Source organism: Streptomyces sp. NPDC058632 (assembly GCF_042717095.1).
In the GTDB taxonomy this organism is placed as follows: domain Bacteria; phylum Actinomycetota; class Actinomycetes; order Streptomycetales; family Streptomycetaceae; genus Streptomyces.
In genome coordinates, this window is the sequence record NZ_JBHXQZ010000035.1 from 54,166 (window position 1) to 70,352 (window position 16,187).

Annotated in this window: 17 protein-coding genes; 11 read left to right on the forward strand and 6 right to left on the reverse strand. The window is 72.4% G+C overall.

Annotated elements, in window-relative coordinates; all coding sequences use genetic code 11:
* Window positions 1-134: 134 nt before the first annotated feature.
* The gene (locus ACFWVE_RS15840; protein ID WP_384013694.1) at window positions 135-938 is read right to left on the reverse strand and encodes a VOC family protein; all 804 of its coding nucleotides are present in this window, start codon (window positions 936-938) and stop codon (window positions 135-137) included.
* A 330-nt stretch (window positions 939-1,268) separates the two neighbouring features.
* Here ACFWVE_RS15840 and ACFWVE_RS15845 point away from each other — a divergent pair, with 330 nt between their 5' ends.
* Entirely contained in the window at window positions 1,269-2,120 is an 852-nt protein-coding gene (locus tag ACFWVE_RS15845; protein WP_384013697.1) for a sulfurtransferase, read from the forward strand.
* Window positions 2,121-2,214: 94 nt separating this feature from the next.
* On the opposite strand, the gene sepH is transcribed toward ACFWVE_RS15845, so the two are convergent.
* Entirely contained in the window at window positions 2,215-3,267 is a 1,053-nt protein-coding gene (gene sepH / locus ACFWVE_RS15850; protein ID WP_384013700.1) for a septation protein SepH, read from the reverse strand.
* A 478-nt stretch (window positions 3,268-3,745) separates the two neighbouring features.
* Between sepH and ACFWVE_RS15855 the strand changes: the two genes are divergently transcribed.
* Window positions 3,746-4,600 carry a hypothetical protein gene (locus ACFWVE_RS15855; protein ID WP_384013703.1) on the forward strand — a complete coding sequence of 285 codons (855 nt, stop codon included), beginning with the start codon at window positions 3,746-3,748 and terminating at the stop codon, window positions 4,598-4,600.
* On the opposite strand, the gene ACFWVE_RS15860 is transcribed toward ACFWVE_RS15855, so the two are convergent.
* Both ACFWVE_RS15860 and ACFWVE_RS15865 read right to left on the reverse strand, forming a co-directional pair.
* Entirely contained in the window at window positions 4,524-5,852 is a 1,329-nt protein-coding gene (locus ACFWVE_RS15860) for a D-arabinono-1,4-lactone oxidase (RefSeq protein WP_384013706.1), read from the reverse strand. The genes ACFWVE_RS15855 and ACFWVE_RS15860 overlap by 77 nt on opposite strands.
* Window positions 5,812-7,071, reverse strand: a complete 1,260-nt coding sequence (locus tag ACFWVE_RS15865) for an MFS transporter (RefSeq protein ID WP_384013709.1) — start codon at window positions 7,069-7,071, stop codon at window positions 5,812-5,814. The genes ACFWVE_RS15860 and ACFWVE_RS15865 overlap by 41 nt, the downstream gene beginning before the upstream one ends.
* Before the next feature lie 146 nt (window positions 7,072-7,217).
* On the opposite strand from ACFWVE_RS15865, the gene ACFWVE_RS15870 reads away from it, so the two are divergent.
* Entirely contained in the window at window positions 7,218-8,345 is a 1,128-nt protein-coding gene (locus ACFWVE_RS15870) for a ferrochelatase (protein WP_384013712.1), read from the forward strand.
* Between the two features lie 26 nt (window positions 8,346-8,371).
* On the forward strand, window positions 8,372-9,187 hold the full coding sequence (locus ACFWVE_RS15875; RefSeq protein WP_384013735.1) for an inositol monophosphatase family protein: 816 nt from the start codon (window positions 8,372-8,374) through the stop codon (window positions 9,185-9,187).
* An 84-nt stretch (window positions 9,188-9,271) separates the two neighbouring features.
* Here ACFWVE_RS15875 and ACFWVE_RS15880 read toward each other — a convergent pair whose 3' ends face one another.
* Window positions 9,272-9,445, reverse strand: coding sequence for a hypothetical protein (locus ACFWVE_RS15880; RefSeq protein WP_384013715.1), 174 nt, complete (start codon window positions 9,443-9,445; stop codon window positions 9,272-9,274).
* 546 nt (window positions 9,446-9,991) lie between these two features.
* Between ACFWVE_RS15880 and ACFWVE_RS15885 the strand changes: the two genes are divergently transcribed.
* The 4 genes from ACFWVE_RS15885 (at window position 9,992) to ACFWVE_RS15900 (ending at window position 13,608) form a co-directional block, all read left to right on the forward strand.
* The gene (locus tag ACFWVE_RS15885; RefSeq protein ID WP_266726523.1) at window positions 9,992-10,645 is read left to right on the forward strand and encodes a response regulator transcription factor; all 654 of its coding nucleotides are present in this window, start codon (window positions 9,992-9,994) and stop codon (window positions 10,643-10,645) included.
* 4 nt (window positions 10,646-10,649) lie between these two features.
* Window positions 10,650-11,897, forward strand: a complete 1,248-nt coding sequence (locus ACFWVE_RS15890) for a sensor histidine kinase (RefSeq protein WP_384013718.1) — start codon at window positions 10,650-10,652, stop codon at window positions 11,895-11,897.
* Between the two features lie 393 nt (window positions 11,898-12,290).
* Window positions 12,291-12,587 carry a DUF4193 domain-containing protein gene (locus tag ACFWVE_RS15895; RefSeq protein WP_003993510.1) on the forward strand — a complete coding sequence of 99 codons (297 nt, stop codon included), beginning with the start codon at window positions 12,291-12,293 and terminating at the stop codon, window positions 12,585-12,587.
* 13 nt (window positions 12,588-12,600) lie between these two features.
* Window positions 12,601-13,608: a hypothetical protein gene (locus ACFWVE_RS15900; RefSeq protein WP_384013721.1), complete on the forward strand. Its 1,008-nt coding sequence runs from the start codon at window positions 12,601-12,603 to the stop codon at window positions 13,606-13,608.
* 39 nt (window positions 13,609-13,647) lie between these two features.
* Here ACFWVE_RS15900 and ACFWVE_RS15905 read toward each other — a convergent pair whose 3' ends face one another.
* Window positions 13,648-14,109 carry a DUF3093 domain-containing protein gene (locus ACFWVE_RS15905; protein WP_384013724.1) on the reverse strand — a complete coding sequence of 154 codons (462 nt, stop codon included), beginning with the start codon at window positions 14,107-14,109 and terminating at the stop codon, window positions 13,648-13,650.
* Window positions 14,110-14,221: 112 nt separating this feature from the next.
* Between ACFWVE_RS15905 and ACFWVE_RS15910 the strand changes: the two genes are divergently transcribed.
* From ACFWVE_RS15910 to ACFWVE_RS15920, 3 genes are read left to right on the forward strand one after another with little or no spacing between them, the layout of a single operon-like run.
* Window positions 14,222-14,806 carry a PaaI family thioesterase gene (locus ACFWVE_RS15910; protein ID WP_384013726.1) on the forward strand — a complete coding sequence of 195 codons (585 nt, stop codon included), beginning with the start codon at window positions 14,222-14,224 and terminating at the stop codon, window positions 14,804-14,806.
* Window positions 14,803-15,363, forward strand: a complete 561-nt coding sequence (gene dut / locus ACFWVE_RS15915) for a dUTP diphosphatase (protein WP_384013729.1) — start codon at window positions 14,803-14,805, stop codon at window positions 15,361-15,363. The genes ACFWVE_RS15910 and dut overlap by 4 nt, the downstream gene beginning before the upstream one ends.
* Window position 15,364: 1 nt before the next feature.
* Complete coding sequence (locus tag ACFWVE_RS15920) at window positions 15,365-16,126, forward strand: DUF3710 domain-containing protein (protein ID WP_384013732.1); 762 nt, start codon at window positions 15,365-15,367, stop codon at window positions 16,124-16,126.
* Window positions 16,127-16,187: the final 61 nt, after the last annotated feature.

A 16,187-nucleotide genomic window follows, 5' to 3' on the forward strand; every position in this document is an offset into this window, starting at 1 on the left:
GGCTTCGGGAGCGCGAGGCTGACAGCGCGCGTACAGAGGCTCCCTGTCGACGTGTCACCGTCAGCAGCGATATGCGATCCTCGGGATGGCGGTCGGCATGACAGCAGATCGGCGGGGGAGGCGCGGCACAAGCCCTACGGGCCCTGCAGCAGCGAGAACCGCGCCCCCTCCGGGTCCGCCACCGCCGCGACGCGGCCCCGGGCGCCGTCGTGGGGCCGCTCGAGGACCTGGCCGCCCAGGTGCAGGACGTGGTCCACCGCGTCGTCGAGGTCGGCCACGGTGAAGTACGTCGTCCAGTGCGGCCCCCGGTCCCTCAGGAGGCTGTTGCCCACGCCGTGGATTCCGGCCACGGGCCGGCCGTCCACGCTCAGGGTCAGGTGGTCGATGTCGGCGGACACCTCGGGCTGGGTGGTGTGACCGAACACCGACGCGTAGAACTTGGCCACGCGCTCCGACTCACGGGTCGTCAGTTCGTACCAGGCGGGCGTGCCGGGCACCCCGGTGACCGCCCGGCCGCGCGGCCGCGCGGACGCCTGCCAGATGCCGAAGACGGCGCCCGAGGGGTCGGAGCCGATCGCCAGCCGCCCGGCCTCGCCGGCGTCCAGCGGGCCGACGCCGACGGTGCCGCCGCGCGAGCGCACCGCCTCGGCGGTGCGGTCCACGTCCGTCGAGGCGAAGTACGGCGTCCAGGCCACCGGCAGACGCACGTCCGCCGGCAGCAGTCCGATGCCGGCCACCTCGAAGCCGTCGAGCAGCGCACGCGCGTAGGGGCCGAGTTGCTGCGGGCCGGACCGGAACTCCCAGCCGAACAGCGCTTCGTAGAACATCCGGGCCGTGTCCGGTCCGTGCACCATGAGACTCACCCAGCAGGGTGTACCGGGTGCGTGCCGAACGGGCGCTTCGCCGTCTCGGCGGGCGGACCCCCGTGCGTCGGTCATCGTCACTCTCTTCTCGGCCGCCCTCGCGGTGGCCGTGCTCTTCTCGACCCGGCGAGGGTCGTGCCGCGTCCGCTCTGCGGATTCGTCCCCGTGCTGGTACAGGCATCGGCCACGGTGTCGCGCGCTCCGGGACCGCCCCGTACGGCGGTTCCTGTCTCCGGAGGATGCCCGACGTGCGGGTGTCCGTCCTTTTCGGCACGCTTGCCGGAGGATGTCGATCGGTAGTACGGCATGTGCCCGATCCCGTACGCCTCGTGATCGGGTCTGCCCGGCCGAGCAGAGTAGCCGGACCTGGACGGTACGGCCACCCCGTACGTCAGGATGGTGGCCATGAACGCCATCATCTCCGCATCCGAACTCGCCGCCGCGCTGGCGGGCGGCGACCCACCGGTACTGCTCGACGTCCGCTGGCAGTTGAGCACGGCCGCGGCGGCCGGTGAGCCGCCGTTCGACGGACGGGCCGCGTACCGCGACGGGCACCTTCCCGGCGCCGTATTCGTCGACCTGGACAAGGAGTTGGCCGCACCGCCGACCGGGCGGGGACGCCATCCGCTGCCCGATCCGGAGGAGTTCGGCGCCGCGATGCGCCGGGCGGGCGTGTCGGCGGGCACCCCCGTGGTCGTGTACGACGGCGGGATGGGCTGGGGGGCCGCCCGCGCCTGGTGGCTGCTGCGCTGGACGGGTCACCCGGACGTGCGGGTCCTCGACGGCGGGTTGCCGTCCTGGGACGGTCCGCTCGAGACCGCGGAACCCGAACCGGCCGAGGGCGACTTCGTGCCCGTACCCGGCCCGGCCGGGCTGCTCGACGCCGACGGCGCGGCGGCCCTGGCCCGGTCCGGTCTGCTCCTCGACGCCCGCGCGGGGGAGCGCTACCGGGGCGAGGTGGAGCCGATCGACCCCGTCGGCGGTCACATCCCGGGCGCGGTCTCGGCGCCCACCACCGAGAACGTCGGCCCGGACGGCCGTTTCCTGCCCGCCGGGGAACTGGGCGCGCACTTCCGTGAGTTGGGTGCGTCCGCAGACACACGGGTCGGCGTGTACTGCGGTTCGGGGGTCTCGGGGGCGCACGAGGTGCTGGCGCTGGCGGTGGCGGGCATCCCGGCGGAGCTGTACGTCGGCTCCTGGTCGGAGTGGTCGTCGGACCCGGAGCGGCCGGTCGCGGTGGGCCCGGACCCTCAGTAGACCGGAAGCGTGAAGGGGGCGCCCGTACACGACGAGCGCCCCCTTCATGACATCTCGGGCGGGTTCAGCTGCTTCGGCGGCCGCTCCCGCAGGGTCACTCCTGCTTCTTGCGCCGGGTCCCGAACACGATCTCGTCCCAGCTCGGCACCGCCGCGCGGCGGCCCGGACGGACTCCGTCCGCTTCCGCCTGACGGTCCGTGGAGCCGACGAGACGGTCCCGGTGACTGGTGACGGCGCGAGGCATCAGGACATCCGCGTAGGCGGAACCGGCCGAGGCCGCGGGAGCCGGTGGCTCCTCCGCCTCGGGTTCGCCGTCGGGCTCCTCTGCGGCGGGCTCGGGGGCCCGCTCGGGAACCACCAGGTCGCCCCGGAAGCTCGGCACCGCCTCCAGCAGGCTGGTGAGCGAGTCCCGCTCACCGCCGGCCGTGACCGCCGACTCCTCCTCGGAGTCGTAGTCCTGACCCGGTGGCAGGCTCTGCCGCTCGCGGTCACCCGGACGGTCCAGCGGGCGGTCACGGGGCAGCCGGGCGATGCGCGGCACGAACGGGAAGCTGGGCTCGGGTGCGGCGGCGAGGTCGTCGGACTCGCCGATCAGCGAGCGCGCCTCGTCGTCGACGGCCTGGACGAGCCGCCGGGGCGGGTCGTACGTCCAGCTCGCCGAGTGCGGTTCGCCCGCGACCCGGTAGACCAGCAGTACTTCCCAGGTGCCGTCGTCGCGGCGCCAGGAGTCCCACTGCGCGGTGTCCTTCTCCGCGCCGCGCAGCGTCAGGCGCTCCTGCACGGCCTCACCCAGCGGCGGACCGGAATTCTCACCGGGCCGGCGGACGGAGGTCTTGCGGGCGCGCTCCGCCATGAAGGCGCGCTCGGCGAGTACGGGGCCTTCGAAGCGGCGGACACGGTCCACGGGGATGCCGGCCATCTGGGCGACCTCTTCCGCGGTCGCACCGGCTCGTATACGCGCCTGGATGTCGCGGGGGCGGAGATGGCTCTCCACCTCGATCTCGATCTGGCCGAGGCGGGGACGGTCGCCGCGTACCGCGGCGCGGAGACGTTCGTCGATCGGAAGCGTGTACTCCGTGCTGTCCGCAGCCTTCAGCACCAGCCGTGTGCCGTCATTCGAGACGGCCACGACACGCAGTTCGGGCATGGGGACCTCCCGGGTGGTGCCTGCCGACGTCACGTGCGTCGCTGCTTCCGCTAGTCGAGTGTGGCCTGCCCGGGTGCAGCCTGCCACAACCTTGCCGGTTTGCCCGGCGTGTCGGGCGTGGGCCCGAGCTCGCCGTTATGGCACGGTTACCTTTTCGCAACGCTAAGTGACCAACTGCGTCACCCTGTGCAATTGGCCCCCTCCCGGTGGTCCGCGAGGGACCCGAACACCCTGATGGGCGACCGGACCCAGGGCTCGCAACAGTACTCCATTCGGGCCATGTGCGTGGATCGGCGCGCCGCCCGACTTCGCGCAAGGGGCGCTACTTGGCCGTCACGGTCCGGATCCGCCGACCACGGCGTGGGAAACTTCACGCAATCACCAGAAACGGAACTAATGGTTTCGTCAGGACGTCCAGATGTCGTGCGGTTGATCGTTCGTGTGCGGGAATGCGGGGAAAGGCAGACAAGGTTCAGAAATGCGTGAAACGCCGGTTGTCGCAGGTGAGCACGGTGACGCGGAGGAGGGGGAGCGTGCGCGGGTCGATCTGAGCGTGCCGCAGGTCGCGGGCAGCGCGGTGGCCGCGGTGCTCGGCGCCCAGCTCGCCTCGTCGTTCGGCGTCTACGGGACGATCATCGGCGCCGGAGTCATGAGCATCGTCGCCACCTGCGGCGGAACGATCTTCCAGCACTTCTTCACGCGCACCGGTGAGCAGTTCCGCGTGGCGCCCGCGGCACCGGGGCAGCCGGCCGGGGAGCGGCCCGCGCGGACGCCCGGCGAGTTCACCGAGGGCACCGTGTACCGGGGCCGGGCCGGGGGAGTGCGGCGGGGCTGGAAACGGACGGTGGTCGCGACGGCGCTGGTATTCGGCGTCACGATGGCCGGAATCACCACCTACGAACTCGTCTCGGGCCAGAGCCTCAGCGGCGCGCCGGACACCACCGTCGGCGACGCGTTCACCGGTGAGCACACGTCGGGCTCCGGCGGCTCGGGCGGCTCCGGCGGTTCGGACGGTCAGGACCCCGGCACCTCCGGCGACCCCGGGACGGCGGACGACTCCGGCACCTCGGAGGACTCCGGGGACTCCGGCGGGGAGGACCGAACGCCCGCGCCCTCCGCGACGCCGCAGGACGAGGGAGCGGCCACCGGCTCCGGCGGTGACGCGCCGGACGTCGGCGACACGCCGGCGGGCACCCCGGACGGCACCGGGAACCAGGACCCCGGCGACACCGCGAGCCCGCAACCGGACGCGTCCGCTACGTCCCCAGGACCCTCCGCAGATAGTCGTTTTGGAACAGACGTTCCGGATCAAGGCGGTCCCGCAGCGCAGTGAACTCGGCGAAGCGCGGATACACCCGGGAGAAGTACCCGGCGTCCCGGGTGTGGATCTTCCCCCAGTGCGGCCGTCCCTCGTGGGCGGTGAAGATGCGTTCCGCCGCCGTGAAGTACCGCTGGTAGGGGGTGCCACGGAACATGTGGACCGCTATGTACGCGGTGTCGCGGCCGGAGGCCGTGGACAGGGTGATGTCGTCGGCCGGGGCCGTGCGCACCTCGACGGGGAAGCTGACCCGCAGGGGGGAGCGGTCGACCATGGCCTTCAGTTCGCGCAGCGTGTCCACCAGGGCCTCGCGCGGTACCGCGTACTCCATTTCCACGAAGCGCACCCGGCGCGGCGAGGTGAACACCTTGTGCGGGAGGTCGGTGTAGGTCCGCGCGGACAGGGCCCTGCTGGAGACCCGCGCGATGGCGGGGACGGTCGCCGGCACCGCGCGGCCGACCCAGTTCGCCGCCTGGAAGACGCCGTTGGAGAGGAACTCGTCGTCGAACCAGCCCCGGACGGGATGCACCGGCCGCTGCGGTCCGGCGCTGCGGTTGTTCCGCTTCGTGTTGGTGTGGCCGGTGTGCGGGAACCAGTAGAACTCGAAGTGCTCGTTCTCGGCGTGCAGTTCGTCGAACTCGGCGAGGACGCGGTCCAGGGGCATCGGTTCCTCGCGGGCCGTGAGCAGGAAGATCGGCTCGACGGCGAAGGTGATCGCGGAGACGATGCCGAGGGCGCCGAGACCGATCCGGGCGGCGGCGAAGACCGCGCGTTCCTCGTCGGTCCCCTCCTGCGAGCAGGTGAGCACCGAGCCGTCGGCGGTGACCAGTTCCAGGCCCCGGATCTGCGCGGCGACGGAGGCCGAGTCGCGGCCGGTCCCGTGGGTGCCGGTGCTGGTGGCCCCGGAGACGGTCTGCTCCGTGATGTCGCCCATGTTGGTGAGCGAGAGCCCCTCCCGCGCGAGAGCCGTGTTGAGCCGCCTGAGCGGGGTACCGGCCTCGACCGTGACGGTGCCGGCCGCGCGGTCGATGTCCCGGATGCCCGTCAGCAGATGCGGGCGGATCTGCACACCGTCGGTGGCCGCGATGGAGGTGAAGGAGTGCCCGGTGCCCACCGCCTTCACCGGGAGGCCGTCCTCGGCGGCCCGGCGCACGGCCGCCGCCAGTTCGTCTACGGAGGCCGGCGTGACCTCCCGCGCGGGGTGGGCGAGGACGTTGCCTCCCCAGTTACGCCATGTTCCGTTCCTCGTGCTCGCCGTGCTGCCCAACGGAGCCTCCCCGACCCGGAGCCGGCCGCTTGAGCCGGCGGTACCCGAGGAAACCGACCACGACCGCGACGGCTCCGGACACCACCGGAACCCCGTACCCTGCGCGCGCCCCGGCCGCGTCGATCACCCAGCCGGACGCGGCGGAGCCGAGAGCGACCCCGGCCGCGAGCCCGGTGCTCACCCAGGTCATGCCTTCGGTGAGCTGCGCGCGTGGTACGTGCTCTTCGATGAGGGCCATTGTCGTGATCATCGTGGGAGCGATGGACAGACCCGCAACGAACAGCGCCACGGCCAGAAACGGCAGGTTTCCGACCAGTAGGAGGGGGATCATACTCACGGCCATCGCACACACGCCCAGCAGCCAGCGGCGCTCGGGCGCCCCGGCGAAGCGCATCAGCCCGAACACGAGGCCCGCCACGCAGGAGCCCAGCGCGTACACGGCGAGCACCACACTGGCGGCGGCCTTGTGCCCGCGCTCCTCCGCGAACGCCACGGTGACCACGTCCACGCCGCCGAAGACCGCCCCCGTCGCCGCGAAGGTGGCCACCAGGACCTGCAGGCCCGGGGAGCTCAGCGCCGTACCGCCACTCGCGCCCTTGCGGCCGTCGCCCGGGCGCTCGCGCGGGTGCGGGGCCGGTTCGGTGGCGTGCTGGGACGTCAGCCAGAAGACGCCGACCGCGAGGAAGCAGGCCGCGAGCAGCGGGCCGGCCTCGGGGAACCACGCCGTGGACAGCCCGATCGAGATGATCGGCCCGAGGATGAAGCACATCTCGTCCACCACGGACTCGAACGAGTACGCGGTGTGCAGGTGCGGGGTGCCGCGGTACAGGGCGGCCCAGCGGGCCCGGATCATCGCGCCGAGGCTCGGCACGCAGCCGATGCCGGCGCAGGCGACGAAGAGCGCCCAGTCCGGCCAGCCGTAGTGCGCGGCGAACAGCAGCAGCGCCGCCGCGGCCAGCGCGAGCAGCGTCGCCGGACGCAGGACCCGCCGCTGCCCGTACTGGTCCACCAGGCGGGAGACCTGAGGGCCCGCGACCGCGGCGGCCAGGGCGATGGTGGCCGACAGGGCGCCGGCGAGCCCGTACCGTCCGGTCAGCTGGGAGACCATCGTGACCACGCCGATGCCCATCATGGACAGCGGCATCCGGCCGATGAACCCCGCGGCCGAGAATGCCTTGCTGCCGGGGGCGGCGAACAGGGCGGGATAAGGGCTGGGCACGAGGTCTCCGGGGATCTCAGTAAGGCGCGACCACAGGCGATACAGCTTACGGGTTAGGTAACCCTAATGTCTCCCGGTCGCAGGGGCACGGCCCGGTCGGCCCCCGCCGTCGCCCGGCTGTCGGTGACGGGTGGCAGGATCGAGGCATGCCTGACGAGCTCGATCCCACCCCCTACGACGCCCTGCTCCTGCTCTCCTTCGGCGGTCCCGAAGGCCCGGACGACGTGGTCCCGTTCCTGGAGAACGTGACGCGCGGGCGCGGCATCCCCAAGGAACGCCTGAAGGAAGTCGGGGAGCACTACTTCCTGTTCGACGGGGTGAGCCCCATCAACGAACAGAACCGCGCCCTGCTGGACGCCCTGCGCAAGGACTTCGCCGACCACGGCCTGGGCCTCCCGGTGTACTGGGGCAACCGCAACTGGGCGCCGTACCTGACCGACACCCTGCGCGAGATGGTCCGGGGCGGCCGCCGCCGCATCCTCGTCCTCGCCACCAGCGCCTACGCCTCCTACTCCGGCTGCCGCCAGTACCGCGAGAACCTCGCCGAGTCCCTGGCGACGCTGGAGGCGGAAGGCCTCGAGCCGCCCCGGGTCGACAAGCTGCGGCACTACTTCAACCACCCCGGCTTCGTGGAGCCCATGGTCGACGGGATCGTCCGCTCGCTCGCCGACCTGCCCGAGGAGGTGCGCGACGGCGCGCACATCGCCTTCTGCACCCACTCGATCCCCCTCGCCTCCGCCGACACCTCGGGACCCGTCGAGCGGCACGGCGACGGCGGCGCGTACGTGGCCCAGCACCTGGACGTCGCCCAGGTGATCAGCGACGCCGTACGGGAGCGCACCGGCGTGGAGCACCCCTGGCAGCTCGTCTACCAGTCCCGCTCCGGCGCCCCGCACATCCCCTGGCTGGAGCCCGACATCTGCGACCACCTCGAGGAGCGGCACGCGGCCGGGGTGCCGGCCGTCGTCATGGCCCCCATCGGCTTCGTCTCCGACCACATGGAGGTCATCTACGACCTCGACACCGAGGCCACGGCCAAGGCCGGGGAACTGGGACTGCCGGTGCGCCGCTCGGCGACCGTGGGCGCCGACCCGCGGTTCGCCGCCGCGATCCGCGACCTGATCACGGAGCGCGCCGCCACCGAACGCGCCCAGGACGTCACTCCCTGCGCCCTGGGCGGTCTCGGCGCGAGCCACGACCTCTGCCCGGTGGGCTGCTGCCCGGCCCGTGCCCCGCGCCCCGCAGCCGCGGGCGCCGACAGCCCCTACGCCTGAGGAGCGCCGTGACCGACCCCCTTGCCGTGACCGATCCCCTGCACGCGGAACTGCTGGAGCTGGCCCGCGAGGCGGCACGCCGCGCGGGCGAGCTGCTGCGGGACGGCCGCCCGGCCGATCTCGAGGTCGCCGCGACCAAGTCCAGCCCGATCGACGTCGTCACCGAGATGGACATCGCGGCCGAGAAGCTGATCACCGGGCTGATCGCCGAGCACCGGCCCGACGACGGCGTACTCGGCGAGGAGGGCGGCTCGACCGAGGGCACCAGCGGCGTCCGCTGGGTGATCGACCCGCTCGACGGCACGGTCAACTACCTGTACGGGCTGCCCACCTGGGCCGTCTCCATCGCCGCCGAGCAGGACGGCGAGACCGTCGTAGGGGTGGTCGCCGCCCCGATGCGGGGTGAGACGTACCACGCGGTCCGCGGCGGCGGGGCACGGGCCACCGGTGCGTGGGAGGGCGAGCGCACGCTGACCTGCCGCCCGTCGCCGCCCCTGGACCAGGCGCTGGTCTCGACCGGCTTCAACTACGTCACCGGGGTCCGCGCCCACCAGGCCGATGTCGCGCAGCGGCTGATCCCGCTGCTGCGGGACATCCGGCGCGGCGGCTCGGCCGCGGTCGACCTCTGCGACCTGGCCTGCGGGCGGCTCGACGGCTACTACGAGCGTGGACTGCACCCCTGGGACCTGGCCGCGGGGGACCTGATCGCCCGGGAGGCGGGCGCGCTGACCGGTGGACGGCCCGGTGAGCGCCCTTCGTGGGATCTCGCGGTCGCGGCCACCCCCGGCGTCTTCGGGCCCCTCCAGCGGCTGCTGGAGGACTTCGGCGCCTGGCACGACTGACGGACGACCGGGAGACGAAGCGGGCCCCGGCGCTGGATTCGCCGGGGCCCGCTCGCGTCGAGCCGCCTCATCTCATCGGGCTGATCAGACGCAGGACGCGCTGACCTCCACACCGTGCTCGGCGGCGAGCCGGCGCAGGTCGTCGAGCTCGCCCTGCTCCACCTCGACGAGGAAGTCGTCGCCCTCGTCGCGGGCCCGGGACAGATCGGACTCGGTCGTCCTTATGCGCTGCAGAAGTCCTGCGGTGAAAGCGTCCATGCTGCGCCCCCTCGTCCTGGGTCGTGGGTCGATGGCACGGGGGTGTGCCGGTTCGGAAGGGACGATCACGCCTCCGGTGGACGACCGCTGCCGCTCGGCCGGGGGGCTACGGCTTCGGACGTCCGGGTCCGCTCTGCGGAAAACGGACCGAAGCACACCGCATGGTGGCGCGGTGCGAGCAGAGTGTGATCGCGGGATGTAAAACCCGTCCTCCCCAAGCTCCCTTCCGGGGAAACCTGACCGGGCGAGAAAATCTCGTATTCCCGTTCCGTTCTCCGGGGCGTTCCACGGCCTCCCGCCCCCGCGCCACCGTCCGTTACCCGGGTCCGCGCCGACGGCCGGTACCGGTCGGCCCGCCACCGCCCGCTCCGGTGGCCGCCCGCCGTGGCCTGCTGCCCGGCCCAGTGCCTCCCGCCGTCCATTCGCCCTCCGGCTTACAGCCGACTTATGGCCGAAAAGGGCAGGATGGAGGCAACACACCCACCAGACCCCTGCGCGCGTGCGCCGAGAAGCGCTGCCCGGCAGGCCGTAGGAAGGACAAGCGACGTGCGCGTACTCGTCGTCGAGGACGAGCAACTGCTCGCCGATGCGGTGGCCACCGGACTGCGCCGGGAGGCCATGGCCGTCGACGTCGTGTACGACGGTGCGGCCGCCCTCGAGCGCATCGGCGTCAACGACTACGACGTGGTCGTCCTCGACCGCGACCTCCCCCTCGTGCACGGCGACGACGTGTGCCGCAGGATCGTCGAACTCGGCATGCCCACACGCGTGCTGATGCTCACGGCCTCCGGTGACGTCAGCGACCGCGTCGAGGGCCTGGAGATCGGCGCCGACGACTATCTGCCCAAGCCCTTCGCGTTCAGCGAGCTCATCGCGCGCGTGCGCGCGCTGGGACGGCGCACCAGCGTGCCGCTGCCGCCGGTCCTGGAGCGCGCCGGGATCAAGCTCGACCCCAACCGTCGCGAGGTCTTCCGCGAGGGCAAGGAGGTCCAGCTCGCGCCCAAGGAGTTCGCCGTCCTGGAAGTGCTCATGCGCAGCGAGGGCGCCGTCGTCTCCGCGGAGCAGCTCCTGGAGAAGGCCTGGGACGAGAACACCGACCCCTTCACCAACGTGGTGCGGGTGACCGTCATGACGCTGCGCCGCAAACTGGGCGAGCCGCCGGTCATCGTGACCGTGCCCGGCTCGGGCTACCGGATCTGATTCCGTGGCCACCACGCCCACTCCCGCTCCGCCGTCCCCGCCGGCTCCTCCGAAGCCCACCTGGGACCCGCGCAGGCCCGTGCAGCCGTTCCCCTGGCTGCGCCCGACCATCCGGATACGGCTCACCCTGCTCTACGGCGGCATGTTCCTGATCGCCGGGATCCTGCTGCTGTCGATCATCTACCTGCTCGCCGCGAACGCGCTGAACGTGGGCAGCGACCTGCCCTTCCGGATCCTGTCCGGGCAGGTGTCCAGCGACACCTGCCAGTTGCGCAGCGCGCAGCTGCCCGCGGACGAGCTGAACGCCGCGCTGAGCGCCTGTGCCAACGAGCAGCGCCAGCACGCCCTGGACAACCTGCTCAGCCGCTCGCTCCTCGCCCTGCTCGGCCTCGCGGTCATCGCCTTCGCCTTCGGGTACGCCATGGCCGGCCGCGTCCTGTCGCCGCTGGGCCGGATCACCCGCACCGCGCGCGCGGTGGCGGGTTCCGACCTGTCCCGCCGGATCGAGCTGGACGGCCCGGACGACGAGCTCAAGGAGCTGGCCGACACCTTCGACGACATGCTGGAGCGGCTGCAGCGGGCCTTCACCGCCCAGCAGCGCTTCGTGGGCAACGCCTCGCACGAGCTGCGCACCCCGCTGGCGATCAACCGCACGCTGCTCGAGGTGCACCTCTCCGACCCGGACGCGCCGGTGGAGCTCCAGCAGCTGGGCAAGACGCTGCTGGCCACCAACGAGCGCAGCGAGCAGCTCGTGGAGGGCCTGCTGCTCCTCGCCCGCAGCGACAACCAGATCGTCGAGCGCAAGCCGGTGGATCTCGCCGAGGTGGCCTCCCAGGCCATCGACCAGGTGCACGCCGAGGCGCAGGCCAAGGGCGTGGAGATCCGCGGAGCCCGGAACCCCGCGGTCGTCCGGGGCAACGGCGTCCTGCTGGAGCGGATCGCCCTGAACCTGGTCCAGAACGCCGTGCGCTACAACGTGGCCGAGCAGGGCTGGGTGGAGGTCACCACCGACGTCGAGCACGGACAGGCGGTCCTGGTGGTGTCCAACACGGGCCCGGTGGTACCCGCGTACGAGGTCGACAACCTGTTCGAGCCCTTCCGGCGGCTGCGCACCGAGCGGACGGGCAGCGACAAGGGCGTCGGCCTGGGACTCTCCATCGTCCGGTCGGTGGCGCGGGCGCACGGCGGGCACATCTATGCCCAGCCGCGTGAGGGTGGCGGGCTCGTGATGCGCGTCACCCTGCCGATCTGACATCATGTCGCCGACACGACGGGGTGTTCGCTTTGGGCGGAATTTTCGGAGACCTTCTCCGGTGCTCCCGTGTGGGATCAGTCACAGGAGCGATTTTCGGTCCATCGACTCTCCGTGATCATGAAGCCCCCGAAAGGCCGGGTACATCCCGGTTTTCAGGGGCTTTGATTACGGGAAGTACACGGTGAGGCGGCTTTGAAGTGCCGCGTTCGGACCGTGTACGGTCCCCCTCGCCATCCAAGTCGATCACCCGCAAGGGGTTCGGTTGGGTGTCGATTGAGTAACAGACCTTGATGTGAGGCAAAATCTCCGCCTCGGGTCGGGCACAAGTCCGGCCCCTCGCGCGTTACGTGCGCTGAAGAGACCGCATACACCCAGAGGGGGAGAGCGACCATGGCAACCGATTACGACACTCCACGCAAGACCGACGACGACGTCGACTCGGACAGTCTCGAAGAGCTGAAGGCCCGCCGCAACGACAAGTCGGCCTCGGCCGTGGATGTCGACGAGTTCGAGGCCGCGGAAGGCCTCGAACTGCCCGGCGCGGACCTCTCGAACGAGGAGCTGGCCGTCCGGGTCCTGCCGAAGCAGCAGGACGAGTTCACGTGCATGAGCTGCTTCCTGGTGCACCACCGCAGCCAGCTGGCCCGGGAGAAGAACGGCCAGCCGATCTGCCGCGACTGCGACTGAGGGCGGGTCGGCCGTGACTGGCTCGACCCCTCCTCGGAAGCGCCGCTTCCTCCCGAGGGGAGCGGACCCGGGGCCGCAGGACGGCCCCCGGCGCGACGCGCGTGACCCCGGGCGAGGCTCAACCGATACCGGCTCGACCGACCCAGGTCCGGCCGATACCGGGGCGGCCTCGCTCGAACCCGCAGCCGGCCGGGGTGACCTCCCGGCACCCGTGGAGGCCACCGCGACCGCTCCGGCGGCCCGCAGGCGCGCCGCCGCGTTCCGGGACAGGGCCAGGGAAGGCGCCCGGAAGGGCGGCGCACGCGCGCGTGCGGGCCTGGCGCACCTCGCGGACCGGATCATCGAACTCGCCCCGCGGGTGCCCGTACGGGACCTGGAGGCGCTGCGCAGGCAGTTCCCGGGGCTCGGTCCCGAGGAGCTCGCGGAGAAGCTCGTGGCGGGCGCCGCCAGGGCCACGGCGACGGTCGGAGCCGGCGTCGGCGCCGCCGCGGCGATGCCGGTACCGCCCGCGATGCCGACGGAGCTGGCCGCCGAGGTCACCGGAGTCGCGGCGATCGAGCTCAAGCTGATCGCCGAACTCCACGAGGTCTACGGCGTGCGCCCGGCCGGCAGCCTCGCGCAGCGCAGCACCGTGTACCTGAACTCCTGGTCGCAGGAGCGCGGCATCGAGGCGACCAGGCCCTCGACCGTACGCGCGGCGATGAACAGCCGCATGAAGCGCGAACTGCGCCAGCGGATCATGAAGCGCACCGTCCGCAACCTGCCGAACCTGATGCCCTTCCTGGTGGGAGCCGCCGTCGGCGCGGCCATGAACCGCCGGGACACCAGAAAGCTCGCCGCCCGTATCCAGGCGGACCTGCGCGGGATCCAGGTCCCCTGGGACGCGCTCCCCGCCCTCCCCGCCCTCGAGACCCCTGCCGACGTCCTGGAGATGGACGGACTGGGCGGCGGCGGCCTCCGCAAGGCGCTCGGCGGCGGAGACGGCCGCCCGGACGGGGGCGACGGACCCGGGAGGGGCTGATCCGGAAGAGGCTGATCCCGCCGGATGTTCCCCGCCGTGCTACGCGGCGGCCCTCGCCGCCCGCAGGGCTTCCGCCAGCCGTTCCGGCTCGCGCGTCGACAGGAAGGCGTACGGCGTCGGGTCGTCCGGATCGGTGATCTTCACCCGCAACGCCCCCGGGACGTAGGCACGCAGCAGCATGAAGCAGCGCGGGTCGGCCCGGTGGGTACGCCAGGCGAGAGCCTCCTCGGCGTCCAGGATCTCCACGTCGCCCAGGGCCGTCACCGGGATCTTCGCCTCACCGGCGATCAGCAGCCCGCCCACGACCCGGATCCGCACCGAGCCGTACGCGCTGGCCGCGACCGCGGCCACCGCCGTGCCGCCGGCCAGGCCGCCGAGCATCGGCAGGATGCCGAACGGCAGCACGATCAGCGCCATCGAGACACCCGCGAGCAAGGAGATCAGCCACCAGGAGCGAGGAGCCGTCAGGCGTTCTTCGTACGGGAGGGCGGAGAGCTGCATGGATCCAAGCTTGGCACGGTGCCGGGGTGGACCCGAAGCCAGGGCAGCCGGCGCGAAGCGCTGTCGGACGGGGCGGCGGTGGGTGAGGGGCGGGCGGGTAAGGTCTGCGCCTGTGAGTGGTACTTCCCCGACTCTTCAGCCCCCCGCCGACGCTGTGACGCCGGTGCGTCATCCGGACGCCCCCGCACCCGGTGAGCTCCTCGGCGCGCACTACGGCCAGTGCTTCGGCTGCGGCGGCGAGCAGCCGCACGGGCTGCACATCGAGGCGCGGGCCGGCGAGGGCGTGTCGGTCACCGCCGCCTTCACCGTACGCCCCGCCCATCAGGGTGCCCCCGGCCTCGCACACGGCGGGGTACTCGCCAGCGCCCTGGACGAGACGCTCGGCGCGCTGAGCTGGCTGCTGCGCACGATCGCCGTGACCGGCAGGCTCGAGACCGACTTCGTGCGGCCCGTGCCGGTCGACGCGGTCCTCCACCTCGAGGCCGAGGTGACCGCGGTGGCCGGACGGAAGATCTACTCCACCGCCACCGGACGCATCGGCGGCCCCGACGGCCCGGTCGCCGTCCGCGCCGACGCGCTGTTCATCGAGGTCAAGGTCGACCACTTCGTCGACCACGGCCGCGAGGAGGAGATCGAGGCGGCCATGAACGACCCGGACCAGGTCCGTCGCGCCCGCGCCTTCGAGGTCAACCCGTGAGCGACACCCGCCGGGACGAGCTCCGGGTACTGCTCCGGCGCGTCGACCCGGACGTACCGCTCCCGGCGTACGAGCACCCCGGTGACGCGGGTGCCGATCTGCGGACCACCGAGGCGTGCGAGCTGGCACCCGGTGAACGGGCCGTCCTGCCCACCGGAGTGTCTGTGGCCCTGCCGGAGGGGTACGCGGCCTTCGTGCACCCGCGATCCGGACTGGCCGCGCGCTGCGGCGTCGCCCTGGTGAATGCCCCGGGGACGGTTGATGCCGGGTACCGTGGGGAGATCAAGGTGATCGTGGTGAATCTCGACCCGCGCGAGGCCGTGCGGTTCGAGCGCTTCGACCGGATTGCCCAACTGGTCGTCCAGCAGGTCGAGCGGGTCCGCTTCGTGCCGGTCGCGGAGCTGCCCCGTTCGGCTCGGGCCGAGGGGGGCTTCGGATCCACCGGCGGCCATGCCGCGGTGGAAGGTAAGAGCGGCACAAGCGTTCAGGCCGCCGTCGGCGGCACAGCGGGTGGGAATCGATACGCTTCGGTCGTATCCGACCGGGAAGGACAGTGACGTGTTCGGACGTCGCAAGAAGAGGGATGCCGCCGAGGACGCGGCCGGCGAGGCCGAGCAGGTCGTCGACGGTGTCGACACGGAGGCGGACGGTGCGGCCGAGCGGCTGAGGCTCGAACCGGCGCCCCGGCCCGACGGACCCTGGGACAGCTCCGAGGTGAGCCGGCCCGGCGAGGGCCGGGTCGACCTGGGCGGTCTGTTCGTGCCCGGAGTGGACGGCATGGAGCTGCGGGTCGAGGTCGCGGGCGACGCGATCGTCGCGGCCACCGTCGTACTGCGTGACAGCGCCATCCAGCTGCAGGGTTTCGCGGCCCCGAAGCGTGAGGGCATCTGGACCGAGGTCCGCGAGGAGATCGCGTCCGGCATCACCCAGCAGGGCGGCGTCATCGACGAGGTCGAGGGCCCGCTGGGCTGGGAGCTGCGGGCCCAGGTGCCGGTGCAGCTGCCGGACGGCACGGGCGGTTTCCAGGTCGTCCGGTTCGTCGGCGTGGACGGCCCGCGCTGGTTCCTGCGCGGAGTCATCTCGGGCCAGGGCGCGGTGCAGCCGCAGGCCGCCGGGCTGCTGGAGCAGATCTTCCGGGACACGGTCGTGGTGCGCGGGGACGGCCCGATGGCACCGCGTGACCCGATCGTCCTGAAGTTGCCGGACGACGCGCAGATGGTCCCCGAGAGCGTGCAGCAGGAAGAGGCGCCCGAGGGCTCCCGCTTCGCGGGCGGCATGGGTCAGCTGGCGCGCGGACCGGAGATCACCGAAGTCCGCTGAACCCGGCCCGCGAGCGCTTTCGCAGCCATGACGGCGGGGCCGCACCCGACCGGGTGCGGCC

Bases quoted from the DNA above. Each gene is read 5' to 3' on its own strand.
- ACFWVE_RS15870 (WP_384013712.1), top strand. From the start codon at position 7,218: ATGCCTGACGAGCTCGATCCCACCCCCTACGACGCCCTGCTCCTGCTC.
- ACFWVE_RS15895 (WP_003993510.1), top strand. From the start codon at position 12,291: ATGGCAACCGATTACGACACTCCACGCAAGACCGACGACGACGTCGAC.
- ACFWVE_RS15855 (WP_384013703.1), top strand. From the start codon at position 3,746: ATGCGTGAAACGCCGGTTGTCGCAGGTGAGCACGGTGACGCGGAGGAG.
- ACFWVE_RS15845 (WP_384013697.1), top strand. From the start codon at position 1,269: ATGAACGCCATCATCTCCGCATCCGAACTCGCCGCCGCGCTGGCGGGC.
- ACFWVE_RS15880 (WP_384013715.1), bottom strand. From the start codon at position 9,445: ATGGACGCTTTCACCGCAGGACTTCTGCAGCGCATAAGGACGACCGAG.
- ACFWVE_RS15840 (WP_384013694.1), bottom strand. From the start codon at position 938: ATGACCGACGCACGGGGGTCCGCCCGCCGAGACGGCGAAGCGCCCGTT.
- sepH (WP_384013700.1), bottom strand. From the start codon at position 3,267: ATGCCCGAACTGCGTGTCGTGGCCGTCTCGAATGACGGCACACGGCTG.
- ACFWVE_RS15905 (WP_384013724.1), bottom strand. From the start codon at position 14,109: ATGCAGCTCTCCGCCCTCCCGTACGAAGAACGCCTGACGGCTCCTCGC.